The sequence below is a fragment of the Algoriphagus faecimaris genome, from assembly GCF_900101705.1.
Classification (GTDB): domain Bacteria; phylum Bacteroidota; class Bacteroidia; order Cytophagales; family Cyclobacteriaceae; genus Algoriphagus; species Algoriphagus faecimaris.
Genome location: NZ_FNAC01000019.1, coordinates 61,007 through 81,018, shown reverse-complemented (window position 1 = coordinate 81,018; position 20,012 = coordinate 61,007). Strand labels below are relative to the sequence as shown.

The following is a 20,012-nucleotide window of genomic DNA, read 5'->3' as shown; positions in this document are numbered from 1 at the left end:
CATCAGCTGTTTGTACTCTGGGAACCCGTGCATGAAGGAAACATTTATGTTGGAAAAAATTGAGATGCTGCCAGGTCCTTTCGACCGTATCATGGGTCTTCCCGTTCGGGAATTTAAAACCCTTCTCGAAGTCAAGATATATATCGATCTGGCCGTGGTGCCCAGCCTCAGGCTTTGTCATTATTATCTCCTTTACATGCCATGGCTTCTCTAGACCTAGGGCCATCTCAAAAATCTGATTGCTGTTCATGAAACTAAAATAGATACTTTCCCTAAATCAGTTTCCAGTTACCCACTATAAATCATCTAGAGCCTTTTTATTCCTTTACCTAAAAATGAAAAAGAAACAAATTATAAACACATGAAAAAACTAATTTTACTAACCTGGATTTTGCTTCTTCCTTTCATTTCTTATGCTCAGGAAAAACGCAGTGTATTCTTTGAGCTCGACGGTACTTATTGGGAAAAGTCCCTGAGCTATCCCCAATTTTTTGCTCCTGAAAAAAATCGATTTGGAAGTGCTAGGTTATTTGTAGGCATACCTATTGGTGAAAAATGGGCCATTGGACTGTTGGGAGGCCCGAGCGCTACCTATCAGCAGCAGGAAGACGGGAAGCGATATAGAGAGATTTACGGTCCACAGCCGGATGAGAATGGGAACCCGATTTATATTGGCAACACGACGGAGACTATTCCAGTTGGACTACAAAGCGAATTGATTGGTTTTGGTGCATTTATACAGCGCCGGATCAGCTTAGGTGAAAAAACCTCGCTGAATATCAATTTTTATGGAATGAATGAAAGTGGAACTAATGGACAATTGGAGATTTTCCCGGATTATTCCTACTGGTATTGGTGGCCTTGTCCGAATTGCCTCAGCATAGCCCCCGGACCGATTGTAAGGGGAGTGGAGCAGAATAACTGGAAAGCGGGCTTGGATTTGGCTTTTGCCTGGTCACTATCCCCAAAGCTGGACTTGGGTCTGCGAGCCAATTTTTTGGAGTTTCGCAAGCAAAGCTTGAAAGGCGTTCCCAGCTTGACCAATGGCTTGACTATTTATGATCCCAACTATTTATTAGCCGAAGGCTATTTTGGGGATCGTTATGATTTCGGTTCGGCCGTAGCACGGGAAGGGGTTCGGCTTTCCCTGAGCTTTAAGCCCTTTTGATTGGAGGATTCAAAAGACTCGGAAAGAAAACCTACCTTTGTGCAGAAATAGAATCGAATGAAGCTGCATAATAATACCATCCGAGGGGTTCATTCCGCCTTGGAAGCCATTTTTGAAGAGGGACAATACGCTGACAAGGTGATCGAGCGAACCCTCAAATCCAATCCCAAATGGGGGGCGAGAGACCGCTCTTTTATCGCAGAGACCACCTACGAGATGGTTCGCTGGTGGAGACTGATCAATTACCTCAGCCCCTCAAAGGACTACTGGGATCTTTTTGGTACTTATTGGCTGATGCAGGGAAATGAGCTGCCGCCTTGGGAGGAATTTGCGCGGATCAATCCCGAAAAACTGAAAACCCGCTACGAAGCCTTGGAAAAGCCGGCGCTCTTGGAGTCGATTCCCGATTGGATGCAAGAGTTGGGCGAAAAAGAACTGGGCGATAAATGGGCGCCGGAAATCCACAGTCTCAATGAAGAGGCAGAAGTGGTGCTTCGAGTGAATACCTTAAAAATGAACCGGGAGCAACTTAAAAACCGCTTGGCTGCAGATGGTATTCGGACTTACATCGTCAAAGGCTATCCAGATGCCTTGATTCTGGAGGAAAGACAGAATATTTTCAGAAACCCGGCATTTAAGGAGGGACTTTTTGAGGTGCAGGATGCCTCTTCCCAATTGGTCGCAGCGGCTTTGGCCGTGGAGCCGGGCATGCGCGTCATCGATGCCTGTGCCGGTGCGGGAGGCAAAACCCTGCATCTGGCAGCCTTGATGGAAAACAAAGGAAAAATCCTCTCCATGGATCTGGGGGAATGGAAGCTTCAGCAAACCAAACTGCGGGCAAGAAGAAACGGAATTGACATCATTGAGCGGAAAGTGATTGAGGGCTCCAAGACTATCAAGCGACTGAAAGAGTCCGCAGATCGACTGCTACTTGATGTGCCTTGCTCCGGGATGGGTGTACTCCGCCGAAATCCCGACACCAAGTGGAAACTCAGTCCCGAATCCATTGCCCAAGTGCAGGAAACCCAACAGGAAATATTGCAATCCTATCCCAGCATGCTAAAAAAGGGTGGGCAAATGGTCTATGCGACCTGTAGCATTTTGCCTTCGGAAAATGAGAAACAAATCCAGAAATTTTTGAATTCTGAAGCCGGAAAGGAATTTGAGTTACTCGAAGAGCAGCGGGTGTTGGCCCATGAAAGTGGATTTGACGGTTTTTATATTGCCAGGTTGATGAAGAAGTAAGGGTCCAAGGCTAATCGAAAAGACACCATTTGCTTTTAGGATTGGGCATTTAGGGCGAAATACGATTTTTGGCAACAAAATGAAAAAAAATTCTTTTTTACAGCTTAATCGAAGCGGGTTAGATATTTTTATTTACTCTTCATAATATAATTATTTCAAGAAATAACTTCTCTTAATCTACTTTTTTACTGAAAAATCTTGCATTTCATAGAATAGATTTATACAATTGAGAATCAATCAGTTTTCAACACACTCTTTCATCTAATGAAAAACAATTTTACCCCCCCTATTACAAAAATCCAGGTAAAAACGGATTTTTGAGAGTTTTAACCGCTTTTGTCTTGGCTAGTTTACTGCTTAGTTCATGCATACAGGAACCTGAAAGTCCCCGAGTGGAACAGAGCGAACGCGATCAGCTCGCCAAAGTCCGAAACTGGTTTGAGCAAAACAAAACCAAGCTACGATTGCCTGAGAGGGGCAGCAATCTCCGATCCGGGTCGCAAGAATTGATCCTTCCCTTCTTCGAGAAAGAACCCGATTGGGATCAATTCCATCACTACTACTTTCCCGATGGACGGGAGGTCTTTGAAGTAAGCTTGGCCAATGCAACCAAATACTTCCCTGCCAGTATGCTAGACAGCTTCCCGGATCGGAACCCATCTGAACTGGTAATTCAGAACATCATGTTTGTTAAGCATCCTACAGAGGAGCGTTTTGATCCAGTGATAGCGAGGTACTATCCCGATGGAGAGGGCTCGATTGAAGACTTTGAGGGGATCAGCTACGATGGGATTCCTTATGACTGGTCAGGAATAGTGGATATCTGGACCTATGATGAGCGGCACTTTATCGGGTTTACCTTTGAGGAGGGCGAAGTGGTCCACCATTTTAAATACCACCCAATTAATTCTACCAACCATCAAGCCAAAATAGCAGGAGATTGTCATGAAATAGAACGATCTATTTTTATTCCTGATAATCAAGGTGGCGGAACAGTAGTAGATGTGACCAAAACTTATTGTTCTGGGGATACAGGATATACTCCGGATGGGGGTTCTGGAGAAGGAGGAGAATATCACGACTATGAAAGACCGACATGCTGTGATGACCCGGTGCCAGTTCCACCAAGAGACGAACCTAGTTATGATCCACCATCGATACCCGCTCCCTCAACCATTATCAATCAACTGACCAATCCCTGCGCTGCCGACATTTTTAAAGAGCTATCTAAAGGGAGCGCATATTTGACTGATATGAGTGGTTTGGGAAGCTTGGATATCTTCCCAGGAATGCTGGATCTGTTTGAAAATAGTGGACAATTTGACTATCGGATTCGGAATGGAAATACAGGTTCCAAGGCTGGTGGATCTACTTCTCCTATTGTAAATGGTATCATCACCATAACATTGAATAACGATTATCTGCTAAAAGCAACATCTCTGAGTATCGCTAGAACAATTATTCATGAAACGGTTCATGCTTATTTAGTGAAACAAGCAAAGATTCAAACTGATATGAATACGGTACAATTGCTGAATGAATATTGGAAAGAATATCCAGAGAATCTACCTGATACACATCATGCATTAATGAGCCAATATATTCTTGGAATGGCAGTATCTCTTTATAATTGGGATAAGAAGTATGGACCTACAGGAGGTAGTTTAGGGTTTGACTACTATTACAAGATGGCATTTGGAGGACTTTTGAAAGACGGAACTGAAGATCCTTTGGATGAAGTAAAGGACTTTATTCCTTCTGGAAGCAGTTGGAGTGAGATAAGTAAAATATTAGAGAACGAAGCGACCGGAAATTATAATGCAAATGGTGAGAAGTGTAATTAAAATATGTTTATCCTTCGTCTTTCTCTTAATACTTCAAAATGAGAGCTTCGGTCAAAGAAAGGCAGAGTTGACAGAGGAACAATATAAAGTCTTGGAAAGTACTTATAGAAAGGCAAAAGAAAAGACCATTTATGTTTATTATCATACCATACCATTTGAATCTTGGATGCAATCGTTATGGAATGAAGATAATTACTCAGATATAGGAGTCGGTTTTTGTTCATTCAAAGAATCGGACATTAAACTAGCTTTATCTGAATTAAAAAATCAGGTATTTGACTTAGAAGAAAAAGAAATCAATAGGGAAAAACTTTCGGTTAAAATTAAAACTTCGAAGAGAAAAAAAAGATCAAAAGCTAGTTTTCTTTCTGAGCCAATAAGCATAGGCGATTATTCTTTTGTTTTTAGTAGAAGTTTAGATCAAAAAAGTGTTCATGTTCTAAAAAAAGACACATTGGGAAAATGGAATTACGAATGTGGAGTTCCACTTGAATTTGAATTGTATTGACCTTTAAAAACAAAGCCATTCCAGTTTTGGGTGGCTTTTTACCATTATGCAGGAAACGAGCAAAATACCAAACTCACAAATTATGGTAAGGTTTCTAGAAAAATATGATGAAGATTGGAATCCTACACATAATGCAGCCATGGCCGATTTTATTTTAGGTATGGCCGTATCTTTGTACAATTGGGATAAAAAATATGGACCAACAGGAGGAAGTTTGCCATTTGATTACTACTATAAAATGGCTTTTGGAGGGCTAGTAAAAAAGGAAAATCCCACTCAGCTTATGGATGAGGCAAAGCCATATTTACCTTCAGGCACTTCTTGGGACGATATTTTAAATTTACTTGATAAAGAAAAATCCGGGAACTATGAAGCAAAGGGTAAGAAATGCAATTAGCATAATATGTAAGTTTATTTTGATTTTAGTTTCCCTTATTTTCTCCTTATCATTAAATGCTCAGGATATTGATAATGGTGAAGGATTATCTTGTGCTCAATACGAGTTTTTAAATGATGTCTTTGGCAAATATTCAGATAAGCAGGAAAAGGTTTATTATCAGCCAAAAAATCCAGAAATTTGGATCAATGAATTTTTGACATTCAAAAGCGATATTGGGATCGGTACTTGTATATTTAATGAAGGCTCCTTAGAAGAAGCGATAGAAGGTCTCAATAAAAAAGAATTTCTTACCAAGCCTTATGAAAGAAAGAAGTCACCCAAGAGACTTAAACCGCTAAAGGAACCTAGTGAAAGAAGTGGTTTGCATATTTCTGAACCCATAATAATAGACTCTTATTGTTTCTTATTTATTTGGGAGAAGTCTTACAAAGCGGTTGAAATTTACCATTTCGAAGTAGACGATCATTGGAAGTTTAAATGCTTTGCTTTGTTATCTGGAGAATTATAAGATAGGCCTCTAAAAAAAAGCTATCCCAACTTAGGGATGGCTTTCTACCAAAACGATGGAAACAATTATACTTGAATCTGGGCAATTATGCAGAAGGTCAACCTAGTACTTAAGCTAGTTTTGGTGACATTTGGATTATTTGCCCAACAAGTTACTGCACAAACTTTAGAATATTCCTTGATCAGTCAATTGCTAGTAGAGAGAGATTGGTGCACTATAAATAATCGATTTATTTCATGGGAATCTCACGGTTTTGCTGAATATGAAGACTTTAATCCTAAAAAAGCAGATTATGCAGACCTCTTTGCAATTAACCAAAATCTTGATTTGGATAGTTTAATTGGGCATACTTATGAAGAAAAAATAGATAGTATAATTTCTTTGAAGAACCGTAATAAAATTAAAAGAAAAGAAATTGATAGTAATTGTAAGAAAGTAAAATTTAACCAAGCAAATACTAGTGTTTTTTATTTTACAAATCCAATTATCCTGAGAAGCGAACGTGGGGAAATATATGCATTAATCATTGAATCGTTTGAAGGAGAAACCATTTATTGCATATATAAACGAATTGAAATGGGTTTTTGGGAAAAAATACATAAAACTATGATTTCTATTGAGTAAGGCTAATTATGCCCCACCTTTATTCTATCTACTTGAATTCCTCAAATTGGTTTATTAGATTAATTTTTCCAATCGATTCTAGCAAGTAAAACCAGAATAAGTAACTAAAGATAAATGACTTTTCGATGCAAAATTTTCTAATCGTCCTAAGCTTTATTTTTTTGTTTCAGAGCAAACCGCCTGAGCTCGAATACTCCCTACTCAATCAAGTGGTAGGAGAAAATGGCATAAAATCCATCAGATCCGAGTTTTACAGTCCTAAGGATAAGTTTAGAACCTATGGGGAATTTTCCCTCGCGTTTGAGCGGGATATCCTAGATCCGACCAAGAGCTTCAATCTGGACAGTTTATTTACGGGGCAGCAGATTCGAGCTTTTGAGCAATCCCTGCAAACCGAAAAGCCAAAAAAAGTAAAACCCAAAATGATCCAAGCCCAACTTTCCAAAACGGGTTATCAATTGTCCTTTCCCTTAATTCAGGAAGGAAAAAATGAGGAGATTTATGGGTTGGTATTTGAAAATGTCATGTCTATGGAAAGTGGTGGGGTAATTTTGAAACTCTATCGAAAAGAAGGGAAGAAATGGACCCTACTTCACCAAACCTATGTGGCCATCAGTTGAATTAGAGGCAAACTCACAAAAACACCGAGTTCATCAATTCCCTCAACCAAGGGGAATCTTTTAAAAACAAGAGAATGGGAATAGCCAAAACCTGTACGAGCGTTACCAAAACATAGGAGGAATAGATTTTCTTTTCCTTTTGAAAATCCCTGAAAATCAAAAATAAAAGCACCAGTATAATCAGCATCTGATTGCCCACAAAGACATCCGACCAGACAAATGGCAGGTCGGAGAAACTCTCTGGCTGGAATACCATCAGCAGTGGGACAAAAGAAAGTCGCACGATTGCCGGAGAAAGCACCCAAAAAACCGTTGAGATCATCCATCGGGCATGAGAGGCCGTATTTCTCGCATTCATCACCGCCAAGATCACCGAAAGCATAAAAAATCCGATAAATAGAGAATCCAAAAAGGAGAGGCTGTAGCGAAAGTCAAATAACGGACTAGTAGCCTCTCTAGTCAACATTCCTTTGACCATATTTAATCCCGAGGCGGTCACAAATCCAGCCAAGACCAAACCGATCATACCCACTTTTCGGTGAAGATGGATGGACCTATGCTGATAAATCCAGGGCTGGGCAATCAAAATCAGGTACCATGCCGTAGCGGAGATTCCATGCAAATGCCAGTAAAAGGGCATGGAAGTGAATCCCATCCAGTATTGATGAAATCCAGCAAGGGTAAGTACAAATGGCAAAATCAGCCAAAGGTGAAGGCGGGGAAAGAGTTTGGTATTCAAAGCTGGATTTATTCAAGATGTCAACTGGGTAAACACAATATGAAAATAAAGTTTATTTGCTGAAAATCAAACTATTGTATAGTTCAAGGACAAGGTATTAATTCCATTTATCTGTGATAATTAATCATCTTAAATTCATTTTTTAACTCCAAGTCAAAACTAAACTGGTCGAGGATTCAAATGGGATTTAAGGTCGATCACCATTTTTTGAAATAAGCCTGTCAAAAAGGCCCTTTTCTGCTATCTTTGTGCCTTGTTTTGAGGAGGATGCTTGGCTTTTCTCCTTTTTCTTCACCTAATCCCTCAAAAAAGGACACTGTGAAAACGTATCAGGAATTCAAACAAGTCGATTTTCCACATATCGGAGAGTCGGTTCTTCAATATTGGAAAGAAAATAAAATCTTCGAAAAATCCGTTGCCAACCGTGATGGTGCTGAGACTTTTACCTTTTTCGAAGGTCCTCCCTCAGCTAATGGCACGCCAGGTATCCACCACGTGATGGCTCGGACGCTCAAGGATATTTTCTGCCGATACAAGACCCTTAAAGGTTTTCAAGTGAAGCGAAAAGGAGGTTGGGATACGCATGGACTTCCTGTAGAATTGCAGGTAGAAAAGGAGCTCGGCATCACCAAGGAGGATATCGGAAAGAAAATCACCGTCGAGGAATACAACCGCAAGTGCCGGGAAACCGTCATGCGCTTCAAAGACGAATGGGATGACTTGACCGAGAAAATCGGCTATTGGGTGGATCTTGATGATCCCTACATTACTTTTGACAGCAAGTACATCGAGACGCTTTGGCACTTGCTCAAGCGGCTTTACGACAAGGATCTTTTATACAAAGGCTATACCATTCAGCCTTATTCTCCTGCCGCAGGAACGGGGCTAAGTTCTCACGAACTCAATCAGCCGGGAACTTACAAGGATGTCAAAGACACCTCGATCACAGCACAGTTCAAGCTGAAAAATCAGGAAAACACTTACATCCTCGCTTGGACGACTACGCCTTGGACTTTGCCTTCCAATTCCGCCCTAGCTATCGGAGAAAACTTGGACTATGTGAAGGTCAACACCTTCAACCCCTACACCCATGAGCCTGCAACTGTGATTCTGGCAAAAGCGCGAATGGGTGCTTACTTGAATCCAAAAGCCGCCGATCTGAAACTGGAGGATTACCAAGCAGGAGACAAACTCATCCCTTATAAGGTGATCGAGGAGTTTAAAGGTAAAGACATGCTGGGTTGGGAATACGAGCAATTATTCCCTATTGATGCATTGAGACTTCCTCATCCTGCATTTACGGTAGTTTCTGGGGATTATGTGACCACTGAGGACGGCACGGGGATCGTTCATTTGGCCAAAGCCTTTGGAGCAGATGACTTTAGAACATTGGTTCAAAACGATGTGCCCGGGGTTTTTGTCAAAGATGAATTGGGCAATGATATCCCTGTGGTGGATAAGCAGGGAAAATTCCTGGCAGTTGTGGGAGAGTATCTTGCCGCCAAAATGCAGGAGCATGGCATCACCGCTCACAAGACATTTGGAGCAGATGATTTTTATGTGAAAAACTATACCAATGATGATGAGGGTGCTGCTGATTTTAAAAACACGGACATCATCATTTCCATCATTCTCAAGAATGAAAATAAGGCCTTCAAGGTCGAAAAGTACGAGCACAACTACCCACACTGCTGGCGTACAGACAAACCTATTTTGTACTATCCGCTCGAGAGCTGGTTTATCAAAACGACCGCATTCAAGGACCGACTGGTCGAACTGAACAAAACCATCAACTGGAAGCCTGAGGCGACTGGAACGGGACGATTTGGCAACTGGCTGGAAAATCTGGTGGACTGGAACCTCAGCCGTTCCCGGTTTTGGGGTACGCCACTCCCCATCTGGAGAACAAGTGACGGAAGCGAAGAGAAGTGTATTGGTTCGATTGCAGAGCTGGAGTCGGAAATAGAAAAGTCTATTGCTGCCGGCTTTATGAAAAAGTCTCCCTACGAAGGCAAAGAACTGGACCTACACCGTCCCTATGTGGATGATGTGATCTTGGTTTCGGAAAAAGGAGAGAAAATGCTCCGAGAACCGGATTTGATTGATGTTTGGTTTGATTCGGGAGCCATGCCTTATGCACAGTGGCATTTTCCATTTGAAAACGAAGATATTTTCAAAGCCAATTATCCGGCAGATTACATTGCCGAAGGAGTGGACCAAACGCGAGGCTGGTTCTTTACGCTACATGCCATTGCGGTGATGTTGTTTGACTCTGTGGCCTTCAAAAATGTGATTGCCAACGGGCTGGTTTTGGACAAAAACGGCAACAAAATGTCCAAGCGATTGGGCAATGCCGTGGATCCCTTCAAAACACTGAAAGAATACGGACCGGATGCTTTGCGCTGGTACATGCTGAGCAATGCCAATCCTTGGGACAACTTGAAATTCAACTTGGACGGAGTCACGGAAGTACAGCGTCGTTTCTTTGGAACCCTTCAAAATACTTATAATTTCTTCGCGCTATACGCCAATTTGGATGCCTTCGTCTATGACAAGTCCAAGGCGATTGCGGTACAAAATCGAGCCGAACTGGATCAATGGATCATCTCTAAGCTCCAATCCCTCATCGCTGAGGTGGAGGAAGCCATGGACAATTACGATGCCACGAGAGCGACCCGAGCGATCATGAACTTCACCGTGGATCAGCTTTCCAACTGGTACGTGCGATTGGCGAGAAAGCGATTTTGGAGAGGAGACATGAATGCGGATAAGCAAGCGGCTTATGAAACCTTGTATGAATGCTTGCTCAGCTTGACTCAATTGATGTCTTTCTTTGCTCCTTTCTATGCAGATTGGCTGTATAAAAATCTGACTGAAGCTAATGAGGATGCCAAAGCATCAGTGCATTTGACTGATTGGTCGGCTGCCGATCAATCCCTGATCAATAAAGACCTGGAAGCTAGTATGGATTTGGCCCAGACGATTTCCTCCTTGGTGCATTCCCTACGCAAGAAAGAAAAGCTGAAAGTTCGTCAGCCGCTACAGCGAATTCTAATTCCTGTTTTGAGCAAAAAGATACAGGCTCAAATCGAACATGTGGAAGAATTAATCAAATCCGAAGTCAATATCAAGGCAGTCGAATACATCGACGATGCTTCGGGTATTTTGGTCAAAGAAGTGAAGCCCAACTTGCCAGTCTTAGGAAAAAAATACGGACCTAAAATGCGTTTTGTCGCAGCAGCGATTAAAGCCTGGAGACAAGAGGAAATCAACCAAATCGAGCGAGAAGGAAACTTTAGTATCGATGTAGAGGGAGAAGCAGTCGTAATCCTTTTAGACGAAGTATTGATCTCTTCACAGGATATTCCGGGCTGGTCAGTGGCCTCGGACGCGGGTGTGACTGTGGCCCTAGACGTGACCCTGACAGATGAGCTTAGACAGGAAGGAATTGCCAGAGACCTAGTCAATCGAATTCAAAACCTGAGAAAAGACATGGGACTCGAAGTACAGGATAAAATCTCGATTGCTATCGCTGAAGGAAATCCTTTGGTCGATGCAGCCGTATCAGCATTTGGTAGCTATATCCAATCCGAGACTCAAGCGCTCACCCTTGAGCTAAAAGTGCTCGATAAGGAAAATCAAGTCTTGGATATGGATGATTTCGAACTTGCCGTTTTGGTACAAAAAGTATAATGGCTTAATCATAGCAATGAAAAACTATCTCAAATATTTCGGCATTACACTTTTGGTGATTGCCATCGATCAGGCGGTAAAGATGCTGGTTCATTTTCAGATGGACTTTGGTACGCCGGGGCAAATTCCCATTTTTGGAGACTGGTTTAAGCTTCACTATACCACCAATCCTGGAATGGCCTTTGGTATGGAACTGGGGACCGAATATGGCAAAATGCTGCTGACTTCCTTCCGCTTGGTGGCTATGTTTGGTATAGGTTATTACTTGTATTATATAATAGAAAAGAAAAACCATCCCATTTATATATTATGTATATCCATGATATTAGGAGGTGCTATAGGTAATTTAATTGACTCTGTATTTTATGGAGTTTGGCTAAACAACGCTCCTTATAATGCACCCACTCCATGGTTTCATGGTCAAGTAGTGGACATGTTTTACTTTGATATTTGGGAGGGATATGTCCCTGATTGGGTGCCTCTATGGGGTGGATCCTACACTGCGCTTTGGCCCATTTTCAATATCGCAGATGCAGCTATTTTTGTGGGTGTAGCGATTATATTGATTTTTCAGGGAAGGTTCTTTCCTGAGAAAACTGAGCCCTCAAAAGACGAATACCAAGATAAACAAGCCTTGCTTAACGAAGAGTAACGAATGACCCGGAAATGCCTCCGGGTTTTTTTGTGGTCAAAAAAAGGCCGATTTTTTCTAATTGAACGCGTATTTTTAGTACATTTCACGCTAATTGCCTTATTCGCAATCCCATAAACTTTACCTAGGAAAGAATCCTTCAATTCTTCTCCCTCATTAATTTCATACCCACACTATGATTGTAGATGCTGAAAAGCCCTTTCAAATCGTTTATTCTATTTTTAGCCATGAGTTTCTAGGCCTTTTGATTGAATCTTTTGTCGTTCAAATAGATGATAAAGGTCGCCTATCCTACGCTTACCAAAACATAAGTTCTGCAAACGCCAATGAATTTGATGCTGGCCTAGAGAAAAAGGACTACGAGCTCATCAAACTTATGGATGCCATGCATCCCGAAACGATTATAAAGCCTCACCTAAAACGCAAAAATTTACGCCCAAAGGAATATCTTCAGCGGATCTTTGATCCCAAGACGGAGAATCTAGATTTACAAGAACATCTAGAAAACACACTTGAAAAACAGCGCGCAAAGATCCTTCCCCTTTTGATTGGCAGGAGACTGTTTGAAATGGGATCTGATGGAAATCCTACCTGGCGCGAGATCGAAGTGCTGCCTCAGGGTGCCTCTATCCGATTTCATTTTTATAAAAATCCCGAAAACACCCATTATTTTCCTACCATCATGTATGATACGGAGAAAATAGAATGGCAATACAAGGGAGGCTATTTGATCTGCAAAAGTCCCGCTTGGCTAATTGTCAATCAACAGCTATATCATTTTGCACAGGAGGTAGATGGGAAAAAACTTCAGCCATTTTTGAATAAAAAATTCATTGTCATCGACAAGAAGATGGAGTCGACCTACTTCAAAAAATTTATGGTCCCTCTACTGACTCAATACGATGTCCATACAGAAGGCTTTAAACTCACTACAGCAAGAGGCACTCCAGAGGTCCTATTGACGATTCAAGACCTACCTAGCAACTCCAGCCCTGATCTTTTTGGTGAAGAGGAAGAGGGGGAAAAAGAAGAGTTTATCGTATTCGAACTCAGGTTTAAATACGGAGACAGTGATTTTCCAATAGAATTAGGAAAAGATCAATCTGCTGGAAACGCTGTGTCCCTAGTCGAGAAGGACGGAGAGTTCATTTTCAAGAAAACCATTCGAAGCTTGCAAAAAGAAAAGTCATTTGGCAAGGTCATCAATGATATGGGGCTACCAGTCCGAACGGGAAAAGTCTCTTGGTCGAAAACCCAGGCCTTTGAATGGATCTCTGAGCATGAAGAAGAGCTGGAGGCTAAAAAAATCAAACTGGTACAAAAGCAAAATAAAAACGGAAAAATCTACCATATCGGCAAAGCACAAATCACCATTGAGGTCAATGAAAATATTGATTGGTTTGATGTAAAAGCCAATATCAAGTTTGGGATCTACCTTATTCCATTTGCGAAGATCCGTGCGATGATTCTTCAAGGCAAAACTGAATTTGAATTGCCTAATGGAGAGATCGCTGTCATTCCCGCCTCATGGTATGTCAATTATGGGGAGTTGTTTTCTTTCATGGAAGAGGGAAGCAGCAAGGATCAAATCATCATGCGAAAGCATCACATTGCTCTTGCCAAGCAATTGGAAGAAGGAAATCTGGTTCAGCTCACACTTACTCGAAAACTAGAGCAGCTCCGCGATTTTGAAAGCATAGAAGATTACGAGCTGCCCGAATACTTCGAAGGAACCCTTCGTCCCTATCAGAAAGCAGGCTATAACTGGCTGAGATTCCTCAACGAATTTCGATTTGGAGGTTGCTTAGCAGATGATATGGGTCTGGGTAAGACCGTGCAAACTCTGGCACTTTTGGGCTATGAAAAGCAAGAAAATCCCGGGTTTACTTCACTGCTAGTGATGCCAACATCTTTGATTTATAACTGGGAGCTCGAGGCTAAGAAGTTTTGTCCCGAGCTGAAGATTTTGGTCTACTCCGGCACACAACGAATCAAGGATCCCTGGAAATTCCGCGATTACGACCTAGTACTCACTTCCTACGGAATCACCCGCTTGGACGTAAATATCCTAAAGGACTTTTATTTCAATTATATCATTCTTGATGAATCCCAGGCCATCAAAAATCCAGGAAGTAATATCGCGATGGCTGTCAACAAGCTGAAAAGTAAACAAAAGCTCATCCTGACTGGTACGCCTGTAGAAAACGGCACCATGGATCTTTGGTCCCAGATGAATTTTATCAATCCGGGGCTTTTGGGCAATCAGAATTACTTTAAAAAGAGCTTTCTCCAACCTATAGAAAAGCAAAATGATAAGGACAAAGCAGTCAAGCTCAACTCACTGATCAAGCCCTTTATCTTAAGACGTCTCAAAACTCAGGTTGCCACTGATCTTCCGGAGAAAATCACCAATATTAAATACTCGGCGATGACTCCCGCACAGGAGAAAGTCTATGAGGAAGTCAAAACCTATTATCGTGAAAAGATCATCGGAGAGCTTAGCTTGGCGGGCAGGGGCTCACAGCAGTTTACCCTCTTGAGAGGACTCACCCAACTCCGGCAAATCGCCAATCACCCCAAACTCGTTCGTGAAGATTATGAGGGCGACTCAGGCAAACTGGAGGATGTGACCTATATGCTGCAATCTACGATTTCAGAAGGGCACAAGGTACTTGTATTTAGCCAGTTTGTAAGACACCTAGCCATCATTAAAAATTACCTGGATCAGGAGGGAATCACTTATGCCTACCTCGATGGCTCGACCAAAGACCGGCAGGCTCAGGTAGAAAAATTTCAGGAGCAAGAGGAGGTTAAGGTCTTTTTGATCTCACTCAAAGCCGGAGGGGTTGGTCTTAACTTGACCAAAGCAGAATATGTCTTCTTACTAGATCCATGGTGGAATCCAGCCGTCGAAGCCCAAGCTATAGATCGTGCTCACCGAATCGGACAAGAAAATAAAGTGATCATCTACAAATTTATCTCAAGGGATTCGGTAGAAGAAAAGATCATGGCGCTTCAAAACAGAAAATTAGCACTTGCAGGAGAGCTAATCTCAAACGAAGAAAGCTTTATGAAAAGCTTAGATCAGCAGGATATTGCAGCACTTTTGGATTAATTGCATGTAAAAAGACGAAAAGGGTGGGAAAGACAAATTCCCACCCTTTTTTATTACCTTGATTTTCAACTGCATAAAGCAATATGCTATTTATTTAACGATAAATTATTGTTAAATCTTAGCTATTCGAGAGGATATTTTTCTAAATTAAACCTACACGATACCACTAAATACCTACCTGCACATGCCTAGAGCCAAAGCCGATAAAGATCGGAAAATCTTTGTGCTGGACACATCCGTGATCCTCTACGCACACAACTCCATCATGAATTTTGCCGAGCATGACGTGGTCATCCCGATCACAGTGCTAGAGGAACTCGATCAGTTCAAAAAAGGCAATGACACCAAAAACTTTGAAGCCCGTGAATTTATCCGATTATTGGATAAATTGTCTATGGATCACATGATTCACGAATGGACCCCACTCAATGGCAAGACCAAGGGAAACTTTAAAGTACTCATGAACCCTGACAATAAAGTCAATGCCAATGTGATCTTTGGAGAAGAAAAAAATGACCATAAAATCCTCAATGCCGCCCTTTATCTCAAGGAAAATGAGAAAAACCGCAAAGTAATCCTGGTCTCCAAAGACATCAACTTAAGGCTGAAGGCCAAATCCCTTGAAATTCTCGCCGAAGACTACGAAACCGGTAAGATCAAAAATATCAATGAGCTGGAAAATACGGGAAAGTACATTTTGGATAATGTAGACCCCAAAGCCATCAACACGCTCTATGACTCGGGCTATATCGATGCTAAGGAAATTTTGGGCACTCGAAAGCGAAAAGCCAATGCCTATTATATACTGAAAAGCGATAAAAACTCGGTTTTGGCCTTTTACAATCCCGAGCAAAATATTTTGGAGCGGGTGGATAAAAAGCTGGCTTACAATATCAAACCCAAAAATGCCGAGCAGACGTTTGCCCTCCATGCTATAACGGACCCCAACATTCGACTGGTATCTATTCAGGGTGTGGCAGGTACGGGCAAAACCCTTTTGGCCTTAGCGGGTGCGCTGGAGCAGCGAAGAGAGTATAAGCAGATTTTCCTTGCCCGGCCTATCGTCCCACTTTCCAATAAGGATATCGGCTACCTACCCGGAGATATCAAGTCTAAACTCAATCCCTATATGGAGCCGCTATGGGATAATCTGAAATTCATCCAAAATCAGTACAAAGAGACCGACAAAGAATACCAGAAAATCACCGAGTTGGTCAATCAGGAGAAGTTGGTCATTCAGCCATTGGCCTATATCCGTGGCCGTTCGCTTTCCAATATTTTCTTTATCGTGGATGAGGCTCAAAACCTCACTCCGCATGAGATCAAGACGATTATTTCCCGCGCGGGAGAAAATACCAAGATCGTTTTTACGGGAGATGTGCATCAGATCGATACGCCTTATTTGGACTCCCAGTCCAATGGCCTATCCTATCTCATCGACCGGGTCAAAGACCATCCACTCTATGCCCATATCAAGCTGGAGAAAGGGGAACGGTCAGAGTTAGCTAATCTGGCGAATGAATTATTGTAAGTGTAGGAGCAGTTCAAAACAATTATTCGGAGAAGGAGTGGGTAAATATGACTTATAGCCATTTGAATCACTAAGACCCGGATTATTAATCCTCCAATAGCCCCTTGGAATTGTAAATTTTGAGGAGCTAAGGATTTAATTTTTGTCTTTCCGAAGGGCTACTTTATAATCATCCGGAGTTCCAGATAGATTGATATTGACAAATCGAATCCGCTTATCTGTGTCCCGATATTGGATGGCATCTTCTTGATCTTGGTCCATTTCCTCTGCCTTTTTTCCTCCGAAAAGCGATTGAAAACCCACTTTGGTAACTAGCTTTAGAGGGATTCTCAGATAATAATTCATCTTGTAATCGAGACTTTGCTTGCCAGAAATCTCCAAAAAACCAAGACTTGAATTGATATTCATTTTCGGTATTTCTAACACTCCATTATCGAGATTGAATGTGTTTTGAAGCGTGTCAAATCGGACAAGATTTAGATTTTTATCCTTGAAATAAGAGGACATGGCTTGAAGTGGTGTAAAATTCACCAAGCTACCCTCAAAGACCGTCAAGTCTAGTGTCGCGGTACTTTTCTCAATAATTGGAGTCAGATCTGGGTAAACCAAAAACTTGCTGTCAATAGTCCCACTCACTTTTCCATGAAGATTTTCATTGATCAAGTAGTCCTGACCAAAGTTTGAAAATTTAATCATCAATTTATCCAAGTCTATCTTATCAGCTTTCATTTGACTGGAAAAGTAGATTTGTGTGGGATCAGAGCCATTGAAATATCCCTCCATCATCAGCCGACCATCTGCAGTATGCACCTCTAGCCCGTCCAGGTAGATAAAATGATCTGGTGTAATTCTTCCCGATAGGGAAAAGTCTTCCAACCAAAAATTGTGATAATTCAGCTCCTGAATGGCTACATTTACTTGGAAATCTGAGAAGGGGATTTCGAAAATATTGAAGGCACTGTCATGTGAGATTTGCTGCGTGGATTCAGAATCATAATTCATCAGGGCATCCAAATCCAGCTTCGAAGAGCTCAATTGGAATAGATTGTCTCGCTTTTTAAGGGTAGAGTCTTCACCAGTGTACCAGTTGAGATTGATCTTGAAATCACTCCTGCCCATTTCTCCTGAGAAATTTTCTACCTGAAGATGCTCATCTTCATAATGGATCCTACCTGAAAATTCCCTGAGCTTTAAAGGGTGGAGCTTCATTTGGATAGTCAATTCTGTCAAGAAGAAGTCAGCCGATTGAAAGGTACTATCATAGCTGAGGTCTAATCTACCATGCAACTTGAGGTCTGTCAGTTCCTCGTTTGCATACTCTTTTGGTAGGTACGAGATGTCCTGATAGCTCAAAAGGTCTGCGGGATGCAGAAAATCACTTCTGAAATCAAATTCAAAACTACTTTGACCTATAGTAACCGGTTCAAACCACTTGACATAATTCTCCACCTTTCCGGAGAAGTGGAAGTCCGTGTCATCGATTTCGCCCGAAAAATCTTTGAGTTCCAAGTTTTGATCACCAATCAATACATCCGCATGAAAGTCATGAAACGTGTGGGGAAAATACTTGAGCTTGGCAAAAAAATCCTCAACAAAAAATTCACCCTGAGGAAGATGCTCAAAATCCGTCAACTGGCTTCCTGTAGTATTGAATGCCAATTTGATTGAGAAATCAGAGACTTCTTCCTCAGTCGAATTAGCCATAGCTGAATCATAAGCCAATAAGTCCTGGAATTTGAGCAATTTACTCGAGGCCACCAAGGAGGATTGAACCGGCGAATTGGTCCCATGTAGTATTGCCGGAAAATCACTAAATATCCCTTTTACAGAAAGGTCCGAATCCCCAAGCTTAAATGACAGGGTGTCGAGTACCACTGCTCCAGACCGCATCTCCGCCCGAAGCGTTGCATCTCGAATCGGCAAAGGATGATTCGGAAGCTTGAAGGACAGATTATTTACTGTGATCTCACTGTCGATTCCTTCCCGAAGATGGGCTGTATCATCAAATGATAAATCTAGATCTTGGATTTCATTGAAGTGCATATCTATTTTCACTTCTCCCTGGACTTGATCAAGAATCTCCAAATCAAAAAATTCACCGAGAAACTGCAAGTCGAGATTAGCATGCACATCGACATTCACAAAGGGATCATTGAAATTCTGGATCAAAAACGTCCCCTCAAAGGCACCTTTTTCTGGTTTGAAATAGAAGTTTTTCAACTGGATTTCGGAGGTCTCCATACTTCGATCGGCTCCATTGGTAAAAAATCCTGTAAAGCGTAAATCCTCTACACGCTTACCGACATCAGGATTGAGAAACCAAGCATTTTCACATCCAAATTCAACCGAAATGGCAGGGATATATCCGTTGCCAACTTTTCCCTCGATACTACCTAAAAAATAAATATCTCCTTCATTTTGATAGAGTTTGAGTGCTTCTCCCACTTCTACGGGAGCAAATGCAGCAAAAAGATCAAAATTGGGTTTTTGCCCTTCTAACTTCAAGTCGGACTGAAAGTTGTCATCTAAGTCTACCGTTCCCGATATGCCAAAGCGGGACCCTTCTAAATCCAAGTAGGAGGAAGTGATCTCTAAGGTTTGAGTCGATTGGTCCAAGTCCAATTGCAGATTTAGCTGAACTGCCTTATTGGAAAAAAAAGTATGTTGCTTATCCTGATCGATATCTACTATCAAGTCTCCCACGAGATCAAAGGAAAAATGATCCTCCGAAACAGCGATTTTAGAGTCAAGTGATTGGATATGAGCGACGAGATCCTGACCACTTGATTGATCCTCATAAATGAGCTTGAAATCCTCCATCAAGAGATTTTTGACGTCAATTTGGAATTCGCTTTCTAGCGAGTCAGTAGGAGTTGACGCTATTCCCTTGGCGAGTAAAAGATTAATCTCACCATTAGGGTAAGAAATAATAGTTAAAAAGCCTTCCTGAATTTTGATCTTTTCGACTTGATAGGAGCCTTGAAGGAGTTTCAGCAAATTGAAACCCAAATAGATATCTTTTGCCTCGTAAAGAGGGGTTTGACTCTTGTCTTTCGATTCATAGAAGCGCACATTTTCGAGGTCTATGGAGATATAGGGGAAGTTGGCAAATGGAGCAATATGAGAATCTTCCAACTCCAAGTAGCCATCAAATTGCTCATTCACTTGAACTATGGCGCGCTGCACGAGGTGATCTTGTTGCTTAAATAAGAAAAGTATTCCCAAAAAGCTTATTGAAAATAAAGCGATTAGGACAATAAAAATGATTTTAAAAGATTTTCGCATAGATCGCGGATTTCTGTCACTAGACATGTAGAAATGAGGGTTCAGAGGGTGCTTGATTTACTTATATCGGTAGGTTTTAT

15 protein-coding genes are annotated in these 20,012 nt (G+C 41.6%); 12 read left to right on the top strand and 3 right to left on the bottom strand.

Annotation, left to right across the window (positions count from 1 at the left end):
- On the bottom strand, positions 1–181 hold a 181-nt coding region (locus BLQ57_RS11515; RefSeq protein ID WP_244887420.1), incomplete at its 3' end, for a transposase family protein.
- Positions 182–361: 180 nt separating this feature from the next.
- On the opposite strand from BLQ57_RS11515, the gene BLQ57_RS11510 reads away from it, so the two are divergent.
- The 8 genes from BLQ57_RS11510 to BLQ57_RS11475 all read left to right on the top strand — a co-directional run bounded on the left by BLQ57_RS11510 (position 362) and on the right by BLQ57_RS11475 (position 6,917).
- Positions 362–1,168, top strand: coding sequence for a hypothetical protein (locus BLQ57_RS11510; RefSeq protein WP_087939638.1), 807 nt, complete (start codon positions 362–364; stop codon positions 1,166–1,168).
- Positions 1,169–1,225: 57 nt separating this feature from the next.
- A complete protein-coding gene (locus BLQ57_RS11505) occupies positions 1,226–2,413 on the top strand; it encodes an RsmB/NOP family class I SAM-dependent RNA methyltransferase (protein WP_087939637.1) in 1,188 nt (395 codons plus the stop codon).
- 317 nt (positions 2,414–2,730) lie between these two features.
- Positions 2,731–4,257 carry a hypothetical protein gene (locus BLQ57_RS11500; RefSeq protein ID WP_139162716.1) on the top strand — a complete coding sequence of 509 codons (1,527 nt, stop codon included), beginning with the start codon at positions 2,731–2,733 and terminating at the stop codon, positions 4,255–4,257.
- Complete coding sequence (locus BLQ57_RS11495; RefSeq protein ID WP_139162715.1) at positions 4,238–4,765, top strand: hypothetical protein; 528 nt, start codon at positions 4,238–4,240, stop codon at positions 4,763–4,765. The genes BLQ57_RS11500 and BLQ57_RS11495 overlap by 20 nt, the downstream gene beginning before the upstream one ends.
- A gap of 46 nt (positions 4,766–4,811) precedes the next feature.
- Positions 4,812–5,162, top strand: coding sequence for a hypothetical protein (locus tag BLQ57_RS11490; RefSeq protein WP_087939634.1), 351 nt, complete (start codon positions 4,812–4,814; stop codon positions 5,160–5,162).
- On the top strand, positions 5,134–5,673 hold the full coding sequence (locus BLQ57_RS11485) for a hypothetical protein (RefSeq protein ID WP_087939633.1): 540 nt from the start codon (positions 5,134–5,136) through the stop codon (positions 5,671–5,673). Before BLQ57_RS11490 ends, BLQ57_RS11485 begins: the two co-directional genes overlap by 29 nt.
- A gap of 87 nt (positions 5,674–5,760) precedes the next feature.
- The gene (locus BLQ57_RS11480; RefSeq protein WP_087939632.1) at positions 5,761–6,297 is read left to right on the top strand and encodes a hypothetical protein; all 537 of its coding nucleotides are present in this window, start codon (positions 5,761–5,763) and stop codon (positions 6,295–6,297) included.
- 125 nt (positions 6,298–6,422) lie between these two features.
- Positions 6,423–6,917, top strand: a complete 495-nt coding sequence (locus BLQ57_RS11475; RefSeq protein WP_087939631.1) for a hypothetical protein — start codon at positions 6,423–6,425, stop codon at positions 6,915–6,917.
- Positions 6,918–6,930: 13 nt separating this feature from the next.
- Here BLQ57_RS11475 and BLQ57_RS11470 read toward each other — a convergent pair whose 3' ends face one another.
- Positions 6,931–7,656, bottom strand: a complete 726-nt coding sequence (locus BLQ57_RS11470; protein ID WP_087939630.1) for a hypothetical protein — start codon at positions 7,654–7,656, stop codon at positions 6,931–6,933.
- Between the two features lie 318 nt (positions 7,657–7,974).
- Here BLQ57_RS11470 and ileS point away from each other — a divergent pair, with 318 nt between their 5' ends.
- The 4 genes from ileS (at position 7,975) to BLQ57_RS11450 (ending at position 16,647) form a co-directional block, all read left to right on the top strand.
- Entirely contained in the window at positions 7,975–11,349 is a 3,375-nt protein-coding gene (gene ileS, locus BLQ57_RS11465) for an isoleucine--tRNA ligase (RefSeq protein WP_087939643.1), read from the top strand.
- A 16-nt stretch (positions 11,350–11,365) separates the two neighbouring features.
- Positions 11,366–12,001, top strand: coding sequence for a lipoprotein signal peptidase (locus tag BLQ57_RS11460; RefSeq protein ID WP_087939629.1), 636 nt, complete (start codon positions 11,366–11,368; stop codon positions 11,999–12,001).
- Between the two features lie 175 nt (positions 12,002–12,176).
- Complete coding sequence (locus tag BLQ57_RS11455) at positions 12,177–15,116, top strand: DEAD/DEAH box helicase (protein ID WP_087939628.1); 2,940 nt, start codon at positions 12,177–12,179, stop codon at positions 15,114–15,116.
- A gap of 184 nt (positions 15,117–15,300) precedes the next feature.
- The gene (locus BLQ57_RS11450) at positions 15,301–16,647 is read left to right on the top strand and encodes a PhoH family protein (RefSeq protein WP_087939627.1); all 1,347 of its coding nucleotides are present in this window, start codon (positions 15,301–15,303) and stop codon (positions 16,645–16,647) included.
- 135 nt (positions 16,648–16,782) lie between these two features.
- On the opposite strand, the gene BLQ57_RS11445 is transcribed toward BLQ57_RS11450, so the two are convergent.
- Positions 16,783–19,932, bottom strand: coding sequence for an AsmA family protein (locus BLQ57_RS11445; RefSeq protein WP_087939626.1), 3,150 nt, complete (start codon positions 19,930–19,932; stop codon positions 16,783–16,785).
- Positions 19,933–20,012: the final 80 nt, after the last annotated feature.

Coding starts and splice junctions, on each gene's coding strand:
- BLQ57_RS11510 (WP_087939638.1), top strand. CDS start 362: ATGAAAAAACTAATTTTACTAACCTGGATTTTGCTTCTTCCTTTCATT.
- BLQ57_RS11505 (WP_087939637.1), top strand. CDS start 1,226: ATGAAGCTGCATAATAATACCATCCGAGGGGTTCATTCCGCCTTGGAA.
- BLQ57_RS11495 (WP_139162715.1), top strand. CDS start 4,238: ATGGTGAGAAGTGTAATTAAAATATGTTTATCCTTCGTCTTTCTCTTA.
- BLQ57_RS11490 (WP_087939634.1), top strand. CDS start 4,812: ATGCAGGAAACGAGCAAAATACCAAACTCACAAATTATGGTAAGGTTT.
- BLQ57_RS11485 (WP_087939633.1), top strand. CDS start 5,134: ATGAAGCAAAGGGTAAGAAATGCAATTAGCATAATATGTAAGTTTATT.
- BLQ57_RS11480 (WP_087939632.1), top strand. CDS start 5,761: ATGCAGAAGGTCAACCTAGTACTTAAGCTAGTTTTGGTGACATTTGGA.
- BLQ57_RS11475 (WP_087939631.1), top strand. CDS start 6,423: ATGCAAAATTTTCTAATCGTCCTAAGCTTTATTTTTTTGTTTCAGAGC.
- BLQ57_RS11460 (WP_087939629.1), top strand. CDS start 11,366: ATGAAAAACTATCTCAAATATTTCGGCATTACACTTTTGGTGATTGCC.
- BLQ57_RS11455 (WP_087939628.1), top strand. CDS start 12,177: ATGATTGTAGATGCTGAAAAGCCCTTTCAAATCGTTTATTCTATTTTT.
- BLQ57_RS11450 (WP_087939627.1), top strand. CDS start 15,301: ATGCCTAGAGCCAAAGCCGATAAAGATCGGAAAATCTTTGTGCTGGAC.
- BLQ57_RS11445 (WP_087939626.1), bottom strand. CDS start 19,932: ATGCGAAAATCTTTTAAAATCATTTTTATTGTCCTAATCGCTTTATTT.